Annotated in this window: 19 protein-coding genes and 1 pseudogene; 15 read left to right on the top strand and 5 right to left on the bottom strand. The window is 44.2% G+C overall.

The genetic code is table 11. From position 1 onward, the window contains the following. Positions 1 to 778: 778 nt before the first annotated feature. Positions 779 to 2,569 carry a DNA helicase RecQ gene (recQ, locus tag GY065_RS11675; protein ID WP_174834236.1) on the bottom strand — a complete coding sequence of 597 codons (1,791 nt, stop codon included), beginning with the start codon at positions 2,567 to 2,569 and terminating at the stop codon, positions 779 to 781. 93 nt (positions 2,570 to 2,662) lie between these two features. Between recQ and GY065_RS11670 the strand changes: the two genes are divergently transcribed. The 15 genes from GY065_RS11670 to GY065_RS11600 all read left to right on the top strand — a co-directional run bounded on the left by GY065_RS11670 (position 2,663) and on the right by GY065_RS11600 (position 14,920). Next, on the top strand, positions 2,663 to 3,100 hold the full coding sequence (locus GY065_RS11670; protein ID WP_174834235.1) for a surface-adhesin E family protein: 438 nt from the start codon (positions 2,663 to 2,665) through the stop codon (positions 3,098 to 3,100). A 40-nt stretch (positions 3,101 to 3,140) separates the two neighbouring features. After that, positions 3,141 to 3,464: a hypothetical protein gene (locus tag GY065_RS11665; protein ID WP_025331633.1), complete on the top strand. Its 324-nt coding sequence runs from the start codon at positions 3,141 to 3,143 to the stop codon at positions 3,462 to 3,464. A gap of 148 nt (positions 3,465 to 3,612) precedes the next feature. Next, the gene (gene mnmG / locus GY065_RS11660) at positions 3,613 to 5,505 is read left to right on the top strand and encodes a tRNA uridine-5-carboxymethylaminomethyl(34) synthesis enzyme MnmG (RefSeq protein ID WP_174834234.1); all 1,893 of its coding nucleotides are present in this window, start codon (positions 3,613 to 3,615) and stop codon (positions 5,503 to 5,505) included. Further along, positions 5,498 to 6,133: a 16S rRNA (guanine(527)-N(7))-methyltransferase RsmG gene (gene rsmG, locus GY065_RS11655; protein ID WP_174834233.1), complete on the top strand. Its 636-nt coding sequence runs from the start codon at positions 5,498 to 5,500 to the stop codon at positions 6,131 to 6,133. Before mnmG ends, rsmG begins: the two co-directional genes overlap by 8 nt. Further along, positions 6,130 to 6,900, top strand: a complete 771-nt coding sequence (locus GY065_RS11650) for a ParA family protein (protein WP_025331630.1) — start codon at positions 6,130 to 6,132, stop codon at positions 6,898 to 6,900. The genes rsmG and GY065_RS11650 overlap by 4 nt, the downstream gene beginning before the upstream one ends. Before the next feature lie 87 nt (positions 6,901 to 6,987). After that, positions 6,988 to 7,842 (top strand): ParB/RepB/Spo0J family partition protein, encoded by an 855-nt coding sequence (locus GY065_RS11645; RefSeq protein WP_174834232.1) that lies wholly within the window; start codon positions 6,988 to 6,990, stop codon positions 7,840 to 7,842. A gap of 206 nt (positions 7,843 to 8,048) precedes the next feature. Then, positions 8,049 to 8,381: an ATP synthase subunit I gene (locus tag GY065_RS11640; protein WP_172338527.1), complete on the top strand. Its 333-nt coding sequence runs from the start codon at positions 8,049 to 8,051 to the stop codon at positions 8,379 to 8,381. Continuing rightward, positions 8,378 to 9,238, top strand: a complete 861-nt coding sequence (gene atpB, locus GY065_RS11635; RefSeq protein ID WP_025331628.1) for a F0F1 ATP synthase subunit A — start codon at positions 8,378 to 8,380, stop codon at positions 9,236 to 9,238. The genes GY065_RS11640 and atpB overlap by 4 nt, the downstream gene beginning before the upstream one ends. Before the next feature lie 56 nt (positions 9,239 to 9,294). Further along, on the top strand, positions 9,295 to 9,525 hold the full coding sequence (gene atpE / locus GY065_RS11630; protein WP_025331627.1) for a F0F1 ATP synthase subunit C: 231 nt from the start codon (positions 9,295 to 9,297) through the stop codon (positions 9,523 to 9,525). A gap of 64 nt (positions 9,526 to 9,589) precedes the next feature. Continuing rightward, positions 9,590 to 10,060, top strand: a complete 471-nt coding sequence (locus GY065_RS11625; RefSeq protein WP_025331626.1) for a F0F1 ATP synthase subunit B — start codon at positions 9,590 to 9,592, stop codon at positions 10,058 to 10,060. Positions 10,061 to 10,064: 4 nt separating this feature from the next. Next, complete coding sequence (locus GY065_RS11620) at positions 10,065 to 10,601, top strand: F0F1 ATP synthase subunit delta (RefSeq protein ID WP_078475494.1); 537 nt, start codon at positions 10,065 to 10,067, stop codon at positions 10,599 to 10,601. 10 nt (positions 10,602 to 10,611) lie between these two features. Beyond that, complete coding sequence (atpA, locus tag GY065_RS11615; protein ID WP_025331624.1) at positions 10,612 to 12,156, top strand: F0F1 ATP synthase subunit alpha; 1,545 nt, start codon at positions 10,612 to 10,614, stop codon at positions 12,154 to 12,156. 24 nt (positions 12,157 to 12,180) lie between these two features. Next, on the top strand, positions 12,181 to 13,056 hold the full coding sequence (gene atpG, locus GY065_RS11610; protein WP_025331623.1) for a F0F1 ATP synthase subunit gamma: 876 nt from the start codon (positions 12,181 to 12,183) through the stop codon (positions 13,054 to 13,056). Positions 13,057 to 13,089: 33 nt separating this feature from the next. Continuing rightward, positions 13,090 to 14,487, top strand: coding sequence for a F0F1 ATP synthase subunit beta (gene atpD / locus GY065_RS11605; protein ID WP_084548194.1), 1,398 nt, complete (start codon positions 13,090 to 13,092; stop codon positions 14,485 to 14,487). Between the two features lie 10 nt (positions 14,488 to 14,497). Further along, complete coding sequence (locus GY065_RS11600) at positions 14,498 to 14,920, top strand: F0F1 ATP synthase subunit epsilon (protein ID WP_041881260.1); 423 nt, start codon at positions 14,498 to 14,500, stop codon at positions 14,918 to 14,920. 323 nt (positions 14,921 to 15,243) lie between these two features. On the opposite strand, the gene GY065_RS11595 is transcribed toward GY065_RS11600, so the two are convergent. The 4 genes and pseudogenes from GY065_RS11595 to GY065_RS13660 form a co-directional block, all read right to left on the bottom strand. Continuing rightward, entirely contained in the window at positions 15,244 to 15,987 is a 744-nt protein-coding gene (locus GY065_RS11595; RefSeq protein WP_174834231.1) for an SDR family oxidoreductase, read from the bottom strand. A 149-nt stretch (positions 15,988 to 16,136) separates the two neighbouring features. After that, entirely contained in the window at positions 16,137 to 16,463 is a 327-nt protein-coding gene (locus GY065_RS11590) for a carboxymuconolactone decarboxylase family protein (protein ID WP_194241863.1), read from the bottom strand. 29 nt (positions 16,464 to 16,492) lie between these two features. Further along, complete coding sequence (locus GY065_RS11585) at positions 16,493 to 16,891, bottom strand: cupin domain-containing protein (RefSeq protein ID WP_174834230.1); 399 nt, start codon at positions 16,889 to 16,891, stop codon at positions 16,493 to 16,495. A 321-nt stretch (positions 16,892 to 17,212) separates the two neighbouring features. Continuing rightward, positions 17,213 to 17,383: pseudogene (locus GY065_RS13660) on the bottom strand (hypothetical protein); the annotation flags it as partial. Positions 17,384 to 17,385: the final 2 nt, after the last annotated feature.

The raw sequence follows: 17,385 nt of genomic DNA, 5'->3' as shown, positions 1-17,385 counted from the left end.
ATGGGATTTATATGATGAATAAAGCAGCATTTTTCACATTTATTTGATATAGCGCATCATTCATGGTTGACATGGCTATTTATTATAGATAAATCATTGGTTTATATTATTGAAAATAAAGTGTAAAAAATGGTCATTTCTTGCTTGAGATTGAAATACTGATGTCTGTAACCAACTCGTCTGAAATCTCTGTTAGAAGGTAACAGGTCTGAATTAGATAATTTTATTTTCAGTAATATGCTTATTGTCATTATCTGATGATTGCTATGCAAGTAGCCTAAGTTAAGGCTGATGGGGATACTTATAATTGACAACCGGGTAAACAATACAGTTTGCCATCGGTAATGATAGTGAATCTATATAACAGATAAATTTGAGCATGGTAGGTGCCTGATAAAGGCAGGAATGCCTATCAGGCGAAATTGAGCTGCTATGCTTTTATAAATGTGCAGACAAGTGATGGCTGTAAAAACGCATACAGCCAAAATAATTAGATGGATGGGTAAATGAACCCTAGAATAGATGCGATAAATTGCCAAAAAACAAATAAAAAATAACAATCAGATAATGGCAGGATACCGGCAGCAGAATGCCCGCATTACCGGACATTCTCATGCACATAAAGTAGGCAAAATCAGGTGTTATTTTGCCGATAATCACCTGTTATGAAAAACTATTTGCTTTGCTGGTATAAAGGCAGAATCATGACCGGATAAGCAAAGATAAAAGGTATAAAAATAAGTGATTTATGAGCAGAATCGCAGAGACGCTTTGACTGCTACTGCGCCCATTTGCGACACAGAGCCAGAATATCTGCACCGAAATTTCTGATTTTACTTTCACCTAATCCATAAATATGGTTTAAATCAGCCAGTGTGACCGGCGGATGCCGGACTAAATCCTGTAATGTCCGGTCGGCAAAAATGGTATAGGCTGGTACATTGTTTTTGCTGGCGCGTTCTTTACGCCAGTTGCGCAGCGTTTGCCACAGACGTTCTTCGCGTTCAGTACGCAGCCAGGTATCAGTATTGCGATTGTTGCGGGTTTTATCATGCTTCAATGGTCGCAGCCAGACCTGTTGCTGGTTTTTTAATACTGCCCGTGCTTGCTCAGTAAGCTGTAATGCCTGATTGGCTATATCAACATTCAGATACCCTGACGCAACGCATTGCCGTACCACTGTACGCCACTCTTTAACTGTTAATTCACTGCCTATACCGAAAGTAGATAAATGCTGGTGTCCGCAGCGTATTACCAGGTCTGTTTCGCGACCGCGCAAAACATCAATCACATGTCCGGTAGCAAAACGCTGTTTTACCCGATACACGCACGAAAGTAATTTTTGTGCCAGTACAGTGCCGTCAAATCTGCTGGGCGGATCAGTGCAGTTGTCGCAATGTCCGCAGGAATCACCTTCCTCTCCGAAATAGCGCAGCAAGAGCCGGCGGCGGCAGTCTGCAGTCTCACAAAAGGCCAGCATGGCATCGAGTTTTTGTAAATCAATGCGTTTTTGTGCTTCATCGCGCTCAGCAAGCTCAATCCGTTCGCGCAATAGTACCCAGTCATTCAGGCCATAACACAACCAGCTGGTGGCAGGCAGGCCGTCACGGCCGGCACGCCCTGATTCCTGATAAAAATGTTCAATGCTGGCAGGCATATCAAGATGGGCAACAAAACGTACATCCGGTTTATCTATACCCATACCAAATGCTACTGTTGCTACAATAATAATGCCATCTTCCTGTGTGAAGCAACGCTGATTCCGGCTGCGTATATCCCAGTCCAGTCCGGCATGATAGGGCAGGGCGGTCAGACCGTTTTCGCTTAGAAAAGCAGCAATATCTTCTACACGCTTGCGTGACAGACAGTAAACAATACCGTTCTCTCCAGACATCTGGCTGCGGATGAATTGTAATAACTGTTTCTTACCGTTGTTTTTTTCAATAACCTGATAGTCAATATTCGGGCGGTTAAAGCTGGAAACAAATAATCGTGCGTCTGTTAAATCCAGATAGTGCTGAATATCTGCTCTGGTGGCATTATCTGCTGTGGCAGTAAGGGCAATACGCGGAATATCGGCAAATTCGTCTGCCAGAATGCTCAGTTGCTGATATTCAGGACGAAAATCATGTCCCCACTGGCTGACACAATGAGCCTCATCAATCGCAAACAGGCTAATACGGGTATTATGTAAAAACTGTAAAAAACGCGGCATAACCAGACGTTCCGGTGCTACATATAATAGCTTCAGATGCTCAGTCGCGATTTCATCAGCAATGCGCTGTATCTCTTCACTACTCGTGCCTCCGTGTACACAGGCGGCAGAAATACCATTGACATTCAGAGCTGTAACCTGATCCTGCATCAGTGCGATCAGTGGTGAAATCACAATAGCGACACCATCGCGCATTAATGCCGGAATTTGATAACATAAAGACTTGCCCGCGCCGGTAGGCATCAGTACCAGTGCATTATGACCGCTGGCTACTGTGTCGATAATTTCTGCCTGTTGTCCGCGAAATTCCGGATAGCCGAAAACATCGTGTAAAATTTGCTCGGCATGGGTCACAAAACACCTGTTACATTTAATCTGAAACGGGTATTGTACTGCAATTTACCTTTATTTCCGACAGTTACCTGATGGCTGTTGCAAGGAATTAGCATGAAAATCATTTATTTCCGTCACCTGATAACCAGTTTGGCTGTTTGTGCTATTCTGGCTGCATGTACTACCACCAATGTTCCGAAAGCCAGCGGCAGCTGGGTTGAGCTTGGTGTATCCGCCAGTGGTAATATCCAGTATGCGCTTGATAGCGGCAGTATTAAACGCCAGGGTAATCTGGTTACTTTCCGCGATCGCAAAACTGTTATCGACCCTAAACAGCAGTATTACAGTAATACACCGGCTTATAAAACCGCACTGAGTACAACGCAGATTGACTGTAATCGTAAAATATTCCGGGTGCTTGATGTAGAGTTGCTGGATGCGCATGGCGAACTGATTCGTCAGGATCATTTTGGTGAAACAGATTTGCGCCCGATGGGTATTACCAGTGGTTCAGCTTCCGAACAGCAATATCAGCATGTATGTGCACATTAATTCTAATTAAGATTAATTCTGATTAAGAAAGTTAGCAGGCATGAAAGTAAAATATAGCTTGTGGTTGATTTTAGGTCTGGCGGTTACGGCATGGGCTGAATCTCCTGCCGATGTTGAATTACTCAGTGCTCAGAAAGCTTATCAGGCAGCACTGTCAGCACAAAGTGCCAGCCAGAGTAAAGCATTGCAATTGCAAACTCAGTTGCAATCGGCGCAGTTACAGCTGAAAAATGCACAGGATAATGTTACCCGTCTGCAAAATGATTTTAATCAGGCTGATGTTCAGCGCCAGCAAGCTGATGCTGCATTACAGGCAGCCGGTACCAGACTGGATGCCGCATGGCAGGGTGTGCACGGCCGTTAAAACAGACAGGCTGCAATAACTGCCGGGGTGGAAAATCTCTTTGCATTTTTACATGCCTGACAAATGGCAACAGCTCGCGTAAAATAGCACTATTTTGCTCAGGCATTGTTTCTTGAAAAAACAATGCTATGGAATCAACTGTTGTCAAATGAATTATCCGATTGAATACGATGTAATTGTGGTGGGCGGCGGACATGCCGGTACAGAGGCGGCTTTGGCCGCTGCGCGCATGGGTGCGCAAACATTATTACTTACCCACAATATCGAAACTCTGGGACAAATGTCGTGTAATCCGTCTATCGGCGGCATCGGCAAAGGTCATCTGGTGCGCGAACTGGATGCGCTGGGCGGAGCAATGGCGCTGGCCGCTGATTACGGAGGTATTCAATTTCGTCGCCTGAATGCATCAAAAGGACCCGCAGTACGTGCAACACGGGCACAGGCCGACCGCATTCTGTATAAAGCAGCTATCCGTTCCATGCTGGAGAATCAGCCGAACCTGCAATTATTTCAGCAGCAGGTAGAAGATATTGTTGTGGAACATGGCCGTGCTGTCGGAGTAATGACGGCAATGGGTGTTATATTCCGTAGTCGTGCGGTGGTGCTGACGGCTGGTACCTTTCTGGCTGGTAAAATTCATATTGGTCTGGAAAACTATGCCGGTGGCCGTGCTGGAGATCCGGCTGCACAGCGTTTATCAGGCTGTCTGAAAGAGCTGAATTTGCCGCAGGGACGTCTGAAAACCGGTACTCCGCCAAGAATTGATGGACGCAGTATTGATTTCAGCCAGCTTAAAGAACAACCGGGCGACAATTCGGCACCAGTATTTTCAGTACGTGGCAGCCGGGAGATACATCCGCAGCAGATTTCCTGCTGGATTACTCATACTAATAGTCACACCCATGATATTATCCGTAGCGGTTTCGACCGCAGCCCGATGTTTACCGGTAAGATTGAGGGAGTCGGTCCACGTTACTGCCCTTCTATAGAAGATAAAATCAATCGTTTTGCCGATAAAGAAAGCCATCAGATTTTTCTGGAACCTGAAGGGCTGAAAACACACGAATATTATCCGAACGGTATTTCTACCAGTCTGCCGTTTGATATTCAGTTAAAGCTGGTGCATTCAATGCCCGGATTGCAGAATGCACATATCCTGCGCCCTGGTTATGCCATTGAGTATGATTACTTTGATCCGCGTAATCTCAAGGCCAGTCTCGAAACCAAAAATATAGCCGGACTGTTTTTTGCCGGACAGATTAACGGTACTACCGGCTATGAAGAAGCCGCCGCTCAGGGCTTACTTGCCGGAGCCAATGCTGTATTATATCTGCGTGAAGCTGAACCACTCGTATTGCAACGTGATCAGGCTTATTTAGGTGTACTGGTGGATGATCTGATTACTAAAGGCGTTACTGAGCCGTACCGCATGTTTACCAGCCGTGCCGAATACCGTCTGCAATTGCGTGAAGATAATGCTGATATGCGTCTGACCGGTCTGGGACGAGCTGTTGGTCTGGTAAATGATGCGCAATGGCAAATATTTCAGCGAAAACAGGAAGCAGTTGAGCGCGAACTGCAACGCATGAGCCACACATGGTATACACCATTGAATCTGCCACTGAGTGATCAGCAGCGGGTGCTGGGTCAGCCATTGAGTAAAGAATCCAGTTTGCTGGATATGCTGCGCCGGCCCAATGTCAGCTATGCTGACTTAATGACTTTACCTAATGCACAGCAAGAAGTACTTGAAGCCGATGCGGCTGAGCAGGTAGAAATTCAGGCCAAATATCAGGGTTATATTGAGCGGCAAAATGAAGAAATCAGCCACCGTCAGAATCTGGAAAAACTAAAATTACCGGCCAGCATTGATTACACACTGGTAAAAGGCCTTTCCGCAGAGGTACAACAAAAACTGAATCAATTTCGTCCCGAAACAGTTGGACAGGCTTCACGTATATCCGGTATCACACCGGCGGCAGTCGCATTACTGATGGTGCATCTGAAACGGGGTTTTGAGGGAGCAAAAAAATATGAATGACATGAAAACTATGTTGCAACAAGGTTTGCAGCAGATGAATATCGAACTGACTGTTCCGCAGCAATTACAATTACTGGCCTTTGTAGAGCTGTTGAAAAAATGGAATAGTACCTACAATCTGACTGCACTGCGCAATGATCAGGATGTTATCAGTCATCATATTCTCGACAGCCTCACTCTTTTGCCTTATGTAGAGCATGCCAGAGGCCTGATTGACGTAGGCAGCGGCGGTGGTATGCCGGGCATACCCGTAGCTATAGCACGCCCTGATTTGGCAGTCGCCCTGCTTGATGCTAACAGCAAAAAAACATCATTCCTACAACAGGCAGTAATCGAGCTGGGCTTAAGTAATGTGCAGGTTATAACGGCACGGGTAGAAGCCATGGTTGGTGAGCAGTTCGATGTCATTACCAGCAGGGCTTTTGCTGAATTGAATGATTTTGTTACCATCACTAAACAGTTGATGGCAAAAGGCGGTTACTGGGCGGCTATGAAGGGAGTTTATCCCTATGAAGAAATTGAACGGTTACCTGAAAATGCAGAGCTGATCCGGGTAGATAAACTCAGTGTACCGCATCTGGATGCAGAGCGGCATATGGTTCTGGTACGCAAGAAAGAAAGTGCATGAGTGCGCATATTATTGCAGTAGCCAACCAGAAAGGCGGGGTAGGTAAAACTACAACCGTAGTTAATCTGGCCGCTTCGCTGGTGGAAAAAAAGTCCAGAGTTCTGATAGTTGATCTCGACCCTCAGGGTAATGCCACGACTGGTAGTGGCATTAATAAAGCCAATGTAACCAGCGGAGTTTATGCTGTGTTGCTTGGTAATGAAACTATTCAGCAGGCCATTACTTCTGCTCAGCATGGCGGCTTTGATGTTTTGCCTGCTAATCGTGCTCTGGCAGGTGCTGAGGTGGAGCTGGTGCAGGAATTGGCGCGGGAAATGCGCCTGAAAAATGCACTGGCACAGGTGGCAGACCAGTACGATTACATTATCATTGACTGCCCGCCGACACTGACTTTATTAACCATTAACGGTCTGGTTGCAGCACAGCACATTATTGTACCCATGTTGTGTGAGTATTATGCACTAGAAGGTATTTCTGATCTGATTGCCACAGTTCGTAAAATCCGCCAGGCCATCAATCCGCAACTGGATATTTTAGGTATTGTCCGTACCCTGTACGACCCGCGCAGTTTGCTGGCAAAACAGGTGGACGAACAGCTGGGTACCCACTTTCCCGATAAGCTGTTCAGTACACCGATTCCGCGTAATATACGTCTGGCTGAAGCACCAAGCCATGGCATGCCGGCCTTGCAATATGATCCTCGTGCCACTGGTACCAGAGCCTATCTGGCACTTGCTGATGAGGTATTGCTGCGTACCAGCAAATAAGCAGTTAATAAGCATAAATTAAATGTATTTATGTAATAACAGCCTTTGCCACAATGTGGTGTTAATCCGGAAATTAAAGAGCGATACATGGTAAAAGCAAAAGGTTTGGGTGCAGGACTGGATGCCCTGCTTGGTTCCGGTAGCGATATTACCGGAGGGGATCGTTTAACAACAGTAGCAGTTACAGATATTATTCCCGGGCGTTATCAGCCTCGAACCCAGATTGATGATGAAGGGTTACAGGAACTGGCTGATTCAATTCGTGCTCAGGGCGTTATTCAGCCAGTAATCGTACGTGAAATGGGGCTGCATCAGTACGAACTTATCGCTGGTGAGCGTCGCTGGCGTGCTGCTCAGCTTGCCGGGTTGCAGGAAATACCTGTAGTCATCAAAAGCATTACCGATGAAGCTGCGCTGGCAATGGGGCTGATTGAAAATATCCAGCGGCAGAACCTGAATCCTATCGAAGAAGCCCAGGGGTTGAAACGTCTGGTAGATGAATTCGGACTTACACATGATACAGTAGCCAAAGCAGTCGGTCGCAGCCGCAGCAGTATTTCTAACAGTCTCCGTTTACTTAATCTTCCTCAACCGGTTCAGGATCTGATGTATGGCCGTCAGCTGGAAATGGGACATGCCAGAGCTTTATTAACTCTGTCGGTAATCCAACAGATTGACCTGGCACAGAAAGCGGTACAAAATGGCTGGTCAGTGCGGGAAGTTGAACGTCGCTGTCAGCAAATTCAGGCCAAACCGGAGACTGCCAAACGTCATCCGGCAGAAAAAAGCAGTGAAGTTCAACAAATAGAAGCGGCGCTTGAGCAGCGTTTTTCTGTGCCTGTGCAGGTACAAAGTAAAAATCAGCGCAGCGGCCGGATTATTCTGCAATTTGATAATCCGGAAACTTTAAGTCATTTATTACAGAAACTAGGACTAGAATAATTCATGCAAACAGAAATTAACTGTGGCAAAATTGTTTAGTTGGGTTATCAGTTTAAGCAATTTTGTAGAAATATATAGAAAAATTAATTAATTAGGTGTAGTTAATTTAACAAAATTTCACAAAATTACTTGACGATATTGTATTAGTTGATTATATTATCGCAGCTTACCGAAGTGTTTTTCAGGGTAGCAGAATGAAGTGGATCATGTTTTGGCAAACAGTCATGTTGTTTGCCGCAGTTTGCGTGTCCGCGTGGTTGTGGAATTATTCTGCTATCTGGTCAGCAGTATTGGGTGGGTTGAGTTACCTGATACCTACATTACTGGCGATATTAACTATTATTGCTGCAAAAAAATTACCGGCGCTATTACCTGCAACACTGTTAATGGCCGAGATTAGCAAAATTCTGATGATATGCCTGATGATGTTGCTGGTGTATGTATGCTATTCCGCTGTTAACTGGTTTGCTTTCCTGACAGGACTAATACTGGTCAGTCAGGCTGGATTGTTCACATTTAGAAAAAGATTGTTATTATGAGCGGCACAGAGATGACTCCGGGCGAATATATTAGCCATCACTTAATTAATTACACCCAGAAATCACCAGATTATCAGACAAATATGGTTGATTTCTCATTTCTCAATCTGGATACACTATTCTTTTCCATTCTGACCGGTGTAATCGCTTCTGCTATCTTGTTTATAGCAGCCAGACGTATGAAAGCAGATGTGCCAACCCGTTTTCAGGCTGCAATTGAGCTGCTAATTGAATTCGTTAGTGGTATCTGCAAAGATATGATTCATAACGAGAAATCTCGTAAGATTATTGCTCCTCTGGGGCTGACTGTATTCATGTGGATTCTCTTCATGAATATCATGGATTTATTGCCGGTGGATTTACTGCCATGGGCATGGCAGCATGCTACCGGTGATCATCATGCTTATCTGCGTGTAGTGCCTACCGCCGATCTGAATACCACCATGGCCATGGCTATTTCAGTCTTGTTTTTATGTATTGTTTATAATATTAAAATCAAGGGGCTGGGTGGCTGGATTCATGAATTATTCAGTGCGCCGTTCGGTAACAAAGTTTGGTTGTTTATCCCAAACTTTCTGATGAATATTATTGAGTTTTTCTCCAAAACCCTTTCACATGGTATGCGACTGTTCGGTAACATGTATGCCGGTGAAATTCTGTTTATGGTTATTGCCTTAATGGGTGGTGCATGGGGTATGTCCGGTGCCGCCGGTGTCAGTGATGTTGTGCTGTTTATCCTGCAGATTATTGCAGGTCTGGCATGGGCTATATTCCATATTCTGGTAATCGCCCTGCAGGCCTATCTCTTTATGGTACTGACTTTTGTTTATCTGGGTCAGGCTCACGATTCCCATTAAGGGTCAGTTTATTTGTTGTAGTATTCTCTTTTCTTTATATTTAAGGAGTTAAGTAAATGGGTGGTTTAATCGCTATCGCTTGTGGTCTGATGATTGGTATTTCTGCAATGGGTGCCTCTATCGGTATTGGTATGCTGGGTGCAAAATACATGGAATCTTCTGCCCGTCAGCCTGAATTAATGAACTCATTGCTGGGTAAATTCTTCATTATCATGGGTATGATTGATGCTGCGTTCATTATCTCCCTGGGCGTATCATTCTTATACTTTGCCAAAATTGGCGGCTGATAAACTTGGATTTGCTGGTTGTTAACTGTTTTAATTAATAAACACAAATTCTAAAGGTTTAATCGTGAATATCAATGCAACCCTAATTGCACAAGTACTCGTTTTTGTCATGTTTGTGCTATTTACGATGAAATTCGTATGGCCGCCCATTGTCAAAGTACTTGATGCCCGTGCCGACAAAATTGCCGAAGGTTTGGCTGCTGCCGAACGCGGGAAAAACGATTTTGCTCAGGCGGAAAAACGTGTTGCTGATATCTTAGCCGAGGGTCGCAGTCAGGTCTCCGAAATGGTGGCCAATGCGGAAAAGCGTGCCGCGCAGATTGTTGAAGATGCCAAAACGCAGGCATCAGAAGAAGCTGCCCGTATCATGGCTCAGGCAAAAGCTGATGTTGAGCAGGAAGCCAACAGAGCCCGTGAAGCACTGCGTCAGCAGGTAGCTGATTTGGTTGTTAAAGGTGCCGAATCTATCCTGCGCAGCGAAGTTAATCCTTCACGTCACGCTGATTTACTGGCGAACCTGAAACAGGAGCTGTAATCCCATGGCTGAGTTCGCAACCATAGCCAGACCATATGCAAAGGCATTATTCAGTCTGGCACAAGAACAGAATCAAATTGAGTCTTGGTTGGACGAACTGAAAACACTGGCTGAAATTATTCTGCAACCTAAAGTGCAGTTACTGATTGACGAGCCGGAATGCGAATACACAGAAAAGGCAAAACAAATCCTGTCATTAGTGGATTTTACGCCGGCTGATGAATTAAAAAATTTCATCTTTCTGTTAGCGCAGAACAAACGCTTAACAGTTTTGCCAGAAATTTATACGTTATTCCAAGACTATGCTTTGTCCCTAAACGACATAAAAGAGGCCACTGTATATACGGCTTATCCCATTGACGAACAACAATTTACACAAGTCGTTTTAGATATGGAAGCCCATTTCAAAAGCCGGTTGAAAGCGCGTCAGGTGGTTGCCCCGGAATTGATTGGTGGCGTAAAAGTAGAAGTTGGTGACCAAGTATTGGATTTGTCGGTGCAAGGCAGATTAAACAGCCTGCATACGGCATTGATGAATTAGGAGAGTTTTCATGCAGCTTAATCCTGCTGAAATTAGCGATTTGATTAAAGCTAAAATCGCAAACCTGAACGTTGATTCAGAATTACGTACCCGCGGTACTGTAATGTCTGTAACTGACGGGATTGTGCGCGTTCACGGCTTATCAGACGTGATGCAAGGTGAAATGCTCGAGTTTCCCGGCAATACATTTGGTCTCGCCATGAACCTGGAGCGCGATTCTGTAGGTGCCGTGATTCTGGGTGAATCAGAACATATTAAGGAAGGTGACGAAGTTACCTGTACCGGCCGAATTCTGGAAGTACCGGTTGGTCGTGAACTGATTGGTCGCGTAGTTGATGCACTTGGCCGCCCGATCGATGGCAAAGGTCCGATTAATACTACACACACCGCTCCGGTAGAAAAAATTGCTCCCGGGGTGATTGCGCGTCAGTCCGTAGATCAGCCAATGCAAACCGGTTTGAAAGCCATTGACTCAATGGTACCGATTGGTCGTGGTCAGCGTGAGCTGATTATTGGTGACCGTCAGACTGGTAAAACAGCCGTGGCACTTGATGCCATTGTTAATCAGAAAGATACCGGTGTTATCTGTATCTATGTTGCTATAGGTCAGAAAGCTTCTTCCATTGCCAGTGTAGTACGTAAACTGGAAGAACATGGTGCCATGGATCACACCATCATTATTGCTGCTACTGCATCAGAAGCAGCTGCACTGCAATATATTGCGCCATATGCCGGTTGCAGTATGGGTGAATATTTCCGTGATAACGGCGAAGATGCGCTGATTGTATACGATGATTTGTCTAAACAGGCTGTGGCGTATCGCCAGATTTCCCTGCTTTTGCGTCGTCCGCCAGGCCGTGAGGCTTATCCGGGTGATGTATTCTATCTGCATTCACGCTTGCTGGAACGCGCTTCCCGAATTAATGCACATGAGGTAGAAGAACTGACCAAAGGTGCTGTTAAAGGTAAAACCGGTTCTCTGACTGCTTTGCCAATTATTGAAACTCAGGCCGGTGACGTATCTGCATTCGTACCTACTAATGTAATTTCGATTACAGACGGGCAGATATTCCTGGAAACAGACCTGTTTAACTCTGGTATTCGTCCTGCTATCAATGCCGGTATTTCAGTATCCCGTGTAGGTGGTGCAGCACAGACTAAAGTCATTAAAAAGCTGGGCGGCGGTATTCGTCTGGCACTGGCACAGTACCGTGAACTGGCTGCATTCTCGCAGTTTGCTTCTGATCTGGATGAAGCTACCCGTAAACAGCTGCGTCATGGTGAAGTTGTGACGGAACTGATGAAACAGAAGCAGTTCAGTACACTGAGCACAGGTGAAATGGCGCTGACACTGTGGGCGATTAATAACGGCTCTTATGATGATGTGCCGGTATCAAAAGCATTGGCCTTTGAAGCAGAATTTTTAAGCTATGTGCGTACCCAGTGTCCGAATGTGTTACAGGACATTGATACTACCGGCGCTTTGAGCGATGATAATGCCAAAGCATTGGACAACGCCATGAAGACCTTCAAATCGTCTTACAGCTTTGCGTAAGCGTGTTATTGAAAGGAGTCTGAAATGGCAGTAGGAAAAGAGATTCTCACCAGAATTCGCAGTGTTCAGAATACTCAAAAGATCACTAAAGCGATGCAGATGGTGTCAACCTCTAAAATGCGGAAGACTCAGGAACGGATGCGTCAGGCGCGTCCGTATGCCGATAAAATTCGTCTGGTGATGAGCCATCTGGCACAAACCCACTCTACTCATAACGTACCTTTATTGCGCAGTAATAATGACAGCAAGCGTGTTGGCTTTATTGTCATTACCACAGATAAAGGCTTGTGCGGCGGATTGAATGCAAATATTTTAAAAGCGTTCTTTCATAAGGTGCAGGAATGTGAGCAGAATGGTCTGGATGCAGAGATTGTGTGTCTGGGCGGTAAAGGGCTGGCAGCCTGTAACCGTGTAGGTTTAAATGTCATTGCCAGTGCTGTGGGTTTGGGTGATACACCTAAAGTAGCTACATTATTAGGTCCGTTAACGGAAATTTTCCAGCGCTATGCCGAAGGTAAACTGGATGCTATTTATCTGGTTTATGCCGGTTTTATCAATACTATGCGTCAGGAAGCACGTCTGGAAACCCTGTTGCCGATTGGTCAGAACGTTCTGGATGAAGTATCTGAAAGCAAAGAGTTCGGCTGGGAATATGTATACGAACCATCACCACAGCAGGTGCTGGAATTTTTAGTCCGCCGTTATTTAGAGTCTGTGGTTTATCAGGCCTTATCTGAAAATATGGCTGCCGAACAGGCTGCACGTATGGTAGCGATGAAAGCTGCTACTGATAATGCAAGCAATGCCATTAAAGAATTGCGTCTGATATATAACAAATCGCGTCAGGCAGCGATTACCACAGAGTTGTCAGAAATTGTGGCCGGTGCTGCTGCTGTTTAAGCGGCACAGGTCAAATAAACTTAGGATGCGATAATGAGCCAAGGCAAAATCGTACAAATCATTGGTGCGGTAGTGGACGTTGAATTTCCGCATGATTCTATCCCCAATGTGTATGACGCTCTTAAACTGGTTGATACTGATTTAACTCTGGAAGTTGAACAGTTACTGGGTGATGGTATTGTACGTACCATTCCGATGGGTACTTCTGATGGTCTGAAACGCGGTATGGCCGTAATCAATACCGGTGCTCCGATTACCGTACCGGTAGGTACAGCGACTCTGGGCCGGATTATGGATGTTTTGGGTCACCCGGTAGATGAAGCAGGTGAAATCAAAACCGATACTACCCGTTCTATTCATCAGCAGGCACCGAAATTTGATGAACTTTCCAGCTCTACTGAATTGCTGGAAACTGGCATCAAGGTGATTGATTTGCTGTGCCCGTTTGCTAAAGGCGGTAAAGTTGGTCTGTTCGGTGGTGCCGGTGTGGGTAAAACCGTAAACATGATGGAACTGATTAATAATATTGCTAAAGCACACAGTGGTTTGTCTGTGTTTGCCGGCGTTGGTGAACGTACCCGTGAAGGTAATGACTTTTATCACGAGATGAAAGATTCCAACGTACTGGATAAAGTAGCGATGGTGTATGGTCAGATGAATGAGCCACCAGGTAACCGTCTGCGTGTGGCATTAACCGGGCTGACCATGGCGGAATATTTCCGTGATGAAAAAGATGAAAATGGTAAAGGTCGCGATGTATTGCTGTTCATCGATAACATTTACCGTTACACACTGGCCGGTACTGAAGTATCTGCATTATTAGGACGTATGCCGTCTGCTGTGGGTTATCAGCCGACACTGGCTGAAGAGATGGGACGCTTACAGGAGCGTATTGCTTCCACTAAAACTGGTTCTATCACGTCTATTCAGGCCGTATATGTACCTGCGGATGACTTGACTGACCCGTCTCCGGCTACTACTTTTGCCCACTTGGATGCTACAGTCGTGCTGAGCCGTGATATTGCCTCTTTAGGTATTTATCCTGCTGTAGATCCGCTGGATTCCACTTCCCGTCAGCTTGATCCTGCTGTAATCGGTCAGGAACATTATGATGTTGCACGCGGTGTACAGACTACTCTGCAAAAATACAAAGAATTGAACGATATTATTGCAATTCTGGGTATGGATGAATTGTCTGATGAAGACAAGCTGACTGTAAACCGTGCGCGTAAAATTCAGCGCTTTTTGTCACAGCCTTTCCACGTAGCGGAAGTATTTACCGGTGCGCCGGGTAAATATGTATCTCTGCGTGATACTATTGCCGGCTTTAAGGCTATTCTGAGCGGTGAATATGATCACTTGCCAGAACAGGCTTTCTACATGGTAGGCAATATCGAAGAAGCCGCTGAAAAAGCGAAAACCCTAAACTAAGGAGCACTTGATGAGTACCATGCAAGTGGAAGTGGTGAGTAATGAAGAAAGCATCTACTCCGGAGAAGCAAGTTTTGTAGTCGTGCCTACTCTGGAAGGTGAGCTTGGTATTTATCCTCGCCATGAACCCATTATGAGCCTGGTGCGTCCTGGTGCCTTGCGTTTGACAGTGCCTGGCCAGAAAGAAGAAATTCTGGTAGCCGTATCAGGTGGTGTCCTGGAAGTACAGCCGGATAAGCTTACGCTGTTGGCGGACGTGGCCGTTCGCAGTGAAGAAATGGATCAGCAGCGTGCCGAAGAGGCTAAAAAAGCAGCAGAATCAGGTATACATGAAGCCAAAGATGATGTTTCTCTGGTAAAAGCACATGTGGCTTTAGCTGCGGCAATTGCCCAACTGAAAACGCTGGACTACTTGCGCACGCATCGAAAATAAACAACTTTGATGGCAATCAATCTATAACTATCTGATTGCCTGACTGAGATGTTGAAAAGCCCGGACAATTTGTCCGGGCTTTTTATATCTGCACAGATTCAATGGAATGTTATCAATAATGAACTCATTAGATAAATATCATTTAGTTGTTTAATGGTATTTGAATATGCTGGACATTTTATTGTATACAGGCAACTATGTTATATATGAAAAAAAGCATATATATGATCGTGATTTATCCCGTATCAGCAAATGTAATAAGAGTGTAATATCGGCTCAAACAGATGGATATTACACTCTTGTTGGTAAATCACATTCAACTTCTATGCTTGTTTAGTCGGATAAATAGTTAATTCACTAATATTGGTATCTTCAGGTTGTTCAATAGCAAAATTTACTACGCGTGCAATGGCGTCAGGGCTGATGCCTACCTGTTTATAGAGTTCAGTCATACTTTGTAAAACAGCAGTATCGGTAATGCCTTGTAAAAGCTCGGTATTAATTGCAGCCGGATATAGGGTAGTGGTGCGAATATTGGTTTGTTCGGTTGCACTTTCCTGCCGGATAACTTCCATCAGATTGCGTACAGCAAATTTGGTGGCTCCATAAACACCACAACTCATAAAGCTTTTGATACCGGCTATAGAAGAGGTGGTAATAATATGTCCCGATTTTTGTTTAGTAAAAATCGGCATCACTGCAGCTATACCGTTTAGCACACCTTTCAGATTAATATCAATCATGTCATTCCACTGCTGAGTTTGAACGGCACTGATTGGTGAGTTAGGCATGATTCCGGCGTTATTGAATATCACATCAACGCCCTGAAAATGTTTTTGTGCCAGTTCGACCAGTGTCTTCAGTTGTTCCGGTTGGCGCACATCTGTAACCTGATAAACTGCCTGACCGCCAGATTGAGTAATTTCCTGTTTCAATAATTGCAGTTGCTGTTCACGGCGTGCTGCCAGAACAACTTTAGCTCCGTTCCGAGCCAGTAAGCGGGCTGTTGCCGCACCAATACCGGATGATGCACCAGTAATAATAACAACCTTATTCTGAACACTCATATTTATTCCTTTGCATATTGTAAAATTGAACATTACCGGCAGAAAATTTAATAAACCGGCATTTACTGTCTTCAAAAAAATCAGAATAGTTTGCAAATAAGTCTTTAATCTGACAATTAATTTGTTTGATATGATGATTATTGCACAGATTACTTTTTAGTATCGTGATATATTTCTTTAGCCAGATTAAATGCTGACCATGCTTTGGGCCAGCCAACATAAAAAGCCAGATGAGTGATAATCTCAACAATTTCAATTTCAGTAATACCGTTTTGTCGTCCGATGTTTAAATGCGCGCGTAACTGCTCAAAGTTACCGGCACTGATCAGTGCGGCAATAGTAATCATACTACGCTGGTGTGCTGGTAATTGCTGTTCGCGAGACCACACCTCTCCAAATAGTACATCATCATTAAAATGTGCAAACTGGGGAGCAAAATCACCTAATAAATCATGGCCTGCTGTCTGTTTTTTCATGATTTTCTCCTATAGATTAAAAAAATCAGTTAAAGATTGTTGTAATTACTGCTGTCTACCGGTTCCAGCCATTCACTTTGACCTTTAGTAATGGCTATATGGCTGAACCAGCTGTCTTTAGTGGCACCATGCCAGTGTTTGACTCCGGCATGAATGATTACCGAATCCCCGGGATTTAGCAGTTGCGCTGGTTTATCTGCTTCCTGATACCAGCCTTGTCCTGCTGTAACAAGCAGAATCTGATAGCCATGCAGATGTTTGTGCCAGTGATTATGGCAGCCCGGCTCAAAAGTAACATTGCTTACATCGACATCTACCTGTTCATCGATAGCGGCTAAATTAGATAAATAGCTTTGGCCGATAAAATATTGTGCATAATTAATATTAATCTTGCCTTGCGGAAAGATTTGTTTGAATGCTGTAGACATGGCTAACTCCTGTTGTTATCAGTATTTAAGTATAAAACTTAAAGTTAACTTTAGCTCAAGAGTTATTTTGTATTGAACCAGAACCATCAACTTTAGATATAGTTTTAATTATGCAAAGATTAAAGTTATAAGATTGTAGATTTAGTTTTAGAAGTATAGCAGTTGTTTCAAGAATATCTATCTTCATCATAGATGTAACGAAAATATGCTTTTTAAATATATTTGGTGTCACGAATTTCTTATTCTTTGAGATTTTGTCTACTATCTTTTTTGACTATTCGGACTGATTTATTATATTGATAGGTTTGCTTAATCTTTTACTCAAAAGGCGTAGTATTCGATTTTCGAAGCAGTTGTAAGGTTTTTTTCAAATCCAACATGTAAATCCCATTTATCATTAAATGGAAGAGTCAAAAGAGAAGCCGGATTCTCAATTAATAAGTATTTAGCAAACGGATGAACATATATAAAACCCATATCATAATCACTACTTG

This window comes from Snodgrassella sp. ESL0323, from assembly GCF_013346865.1.
GTDB lineage: Bacteria > Pseudomonadota > Gammaproteobacteria > Burkholderiales > Neisseriaceae > Snodgrassella > Snodgrassella alvi.
The sequence above is the reverse complement of the archived record's forward strand: the minus strand, read 5'-3'. Positions and strand labels throughout refer to the sequence as shown.

What these genes read in the sequence shown, in the direction of transcription:
- GY065_RS11585 (WP_174834230.1), bottom strand. Translation starts at nt 16,891, where the DNA reads ATGTCTACAGCATTCAAACAAATCTTTCCGCAAGGCAAGATTAATATT.
- GY065_RS11595 (WP_174834231.1), bottom strand. Translation starts at nt 15,987, where the DNA reads ATGAGTGTTCAGAATAAGGTTGTTATTATTACTGGTGCATCATCCGGT.
- GY065_RS11645 (WP_174834232.1), top strand. Translation starts at nt 6,988, where the DNA reads ATGGTAAAAGCAAAAGGTTTGGGTGCAGGACTGGATGCCCTGCTTGGT.
- rsmG (WP_174834233.1), top strand. Translation starts at nt 5,498, where the DNA reads ATGAATGACATGAAAACTATGTTGCAACAAGGTTTGCAGCAGATGAAT.
- atpA (WP_025331624.1), top strand. Translation starts at nt 10,612, where the DNA reads ATGCAGCTTAATCCTGCTGAAATTAGCGATTTGATTAAAGCTAAAATC.
- mnmG (WP_174834234.1), top strand. Translation starts at nt 3,613, where the DNA reads ATGAATTATCCGATTGAATACGATGTAATTGTGGTGGGCGGCGGACAT.
- GY065_RS11670 (WP_174834235.1), top strand. Translation starts at nt 2,663, where the DNA reads ATGAAAATCATTTATTTCCGTCACCTGATAACCAGTTTGGCTGTTTGT.
- atpD (WP_084548194.1), top strand. Translation starts at nt 13,090, where the DNA reads ATGAGCCAAGGCAAAATCGTACAAATCATTGGTGCGGTAGTGGACGTT.
- GY065_RS11620 (WP_078475494.1), top strand. Translation starts at nt 10,065, where the DNA reads ATGGCTGAGTTCGCAACCATAGCCAGACCATATGCAAAGGCATTATTC.
- GY065_RS11650 (WP_025331630.1), top strand. Translation starts at nt 6,130, where the DNA reads ATGAGTGCGCATATTATTGCAGTAGCCAACCAGAAAGGCGGGGTAGGT.
- GY065_RS11640 (WP_172338527.1), top strand. Translation starts at nt 8,049, where the DNA reads ATGTTTTGGCAAACAGTCATGTTGTTTGCCGCAGTTTGCGTGTCCGCG.
- GY065_RS11590 (WP_194241863.1), bottom strand. Translation starts at nt 16,463, where the DNA reads ATGAAAAAACAGACAGCAGGCCATGATTTATTAGGTGATTTTGCTCCC.
- GY065_RS11665 (WP_025331633.1), top strand. Translation starts at nt 3,141, where the DNA reads ATGAAAGTAAAATATAGCTTGTGGTTGATTTTAGGTCTGGCGGTTACG.
- atpB (WP_025331628.1), top strand. Translation starts at nt 8,378, where the DNA reads ATGAGCGGCACAGAGATGACTCCGGGCGAATATATTAGCCATCACTTA.
- GY065_RS11600 (WP_041881260.1), top strand. Translation starts at nt 14,498, where the DNA reads ATGAGTACCATGCAAGTGGAAGTGGTGAGTAATGAAGAAAGCATCTAC.
- atpE (WP_025331627.1), top strand. Translation starts at nt 9,295, where the DNA reads ATGGGTGGTTTAATCGCTATCGCTTGTGGTCTGATGATTGGTATTTCT.
- atpG (WP_025331623.1), top strand. Translation starts at nt 12,181, where the DNA reads ATGGCAGTAGGAAAAGAGATTCTCACCAGAATTCGCAGTGTTCAGAAT.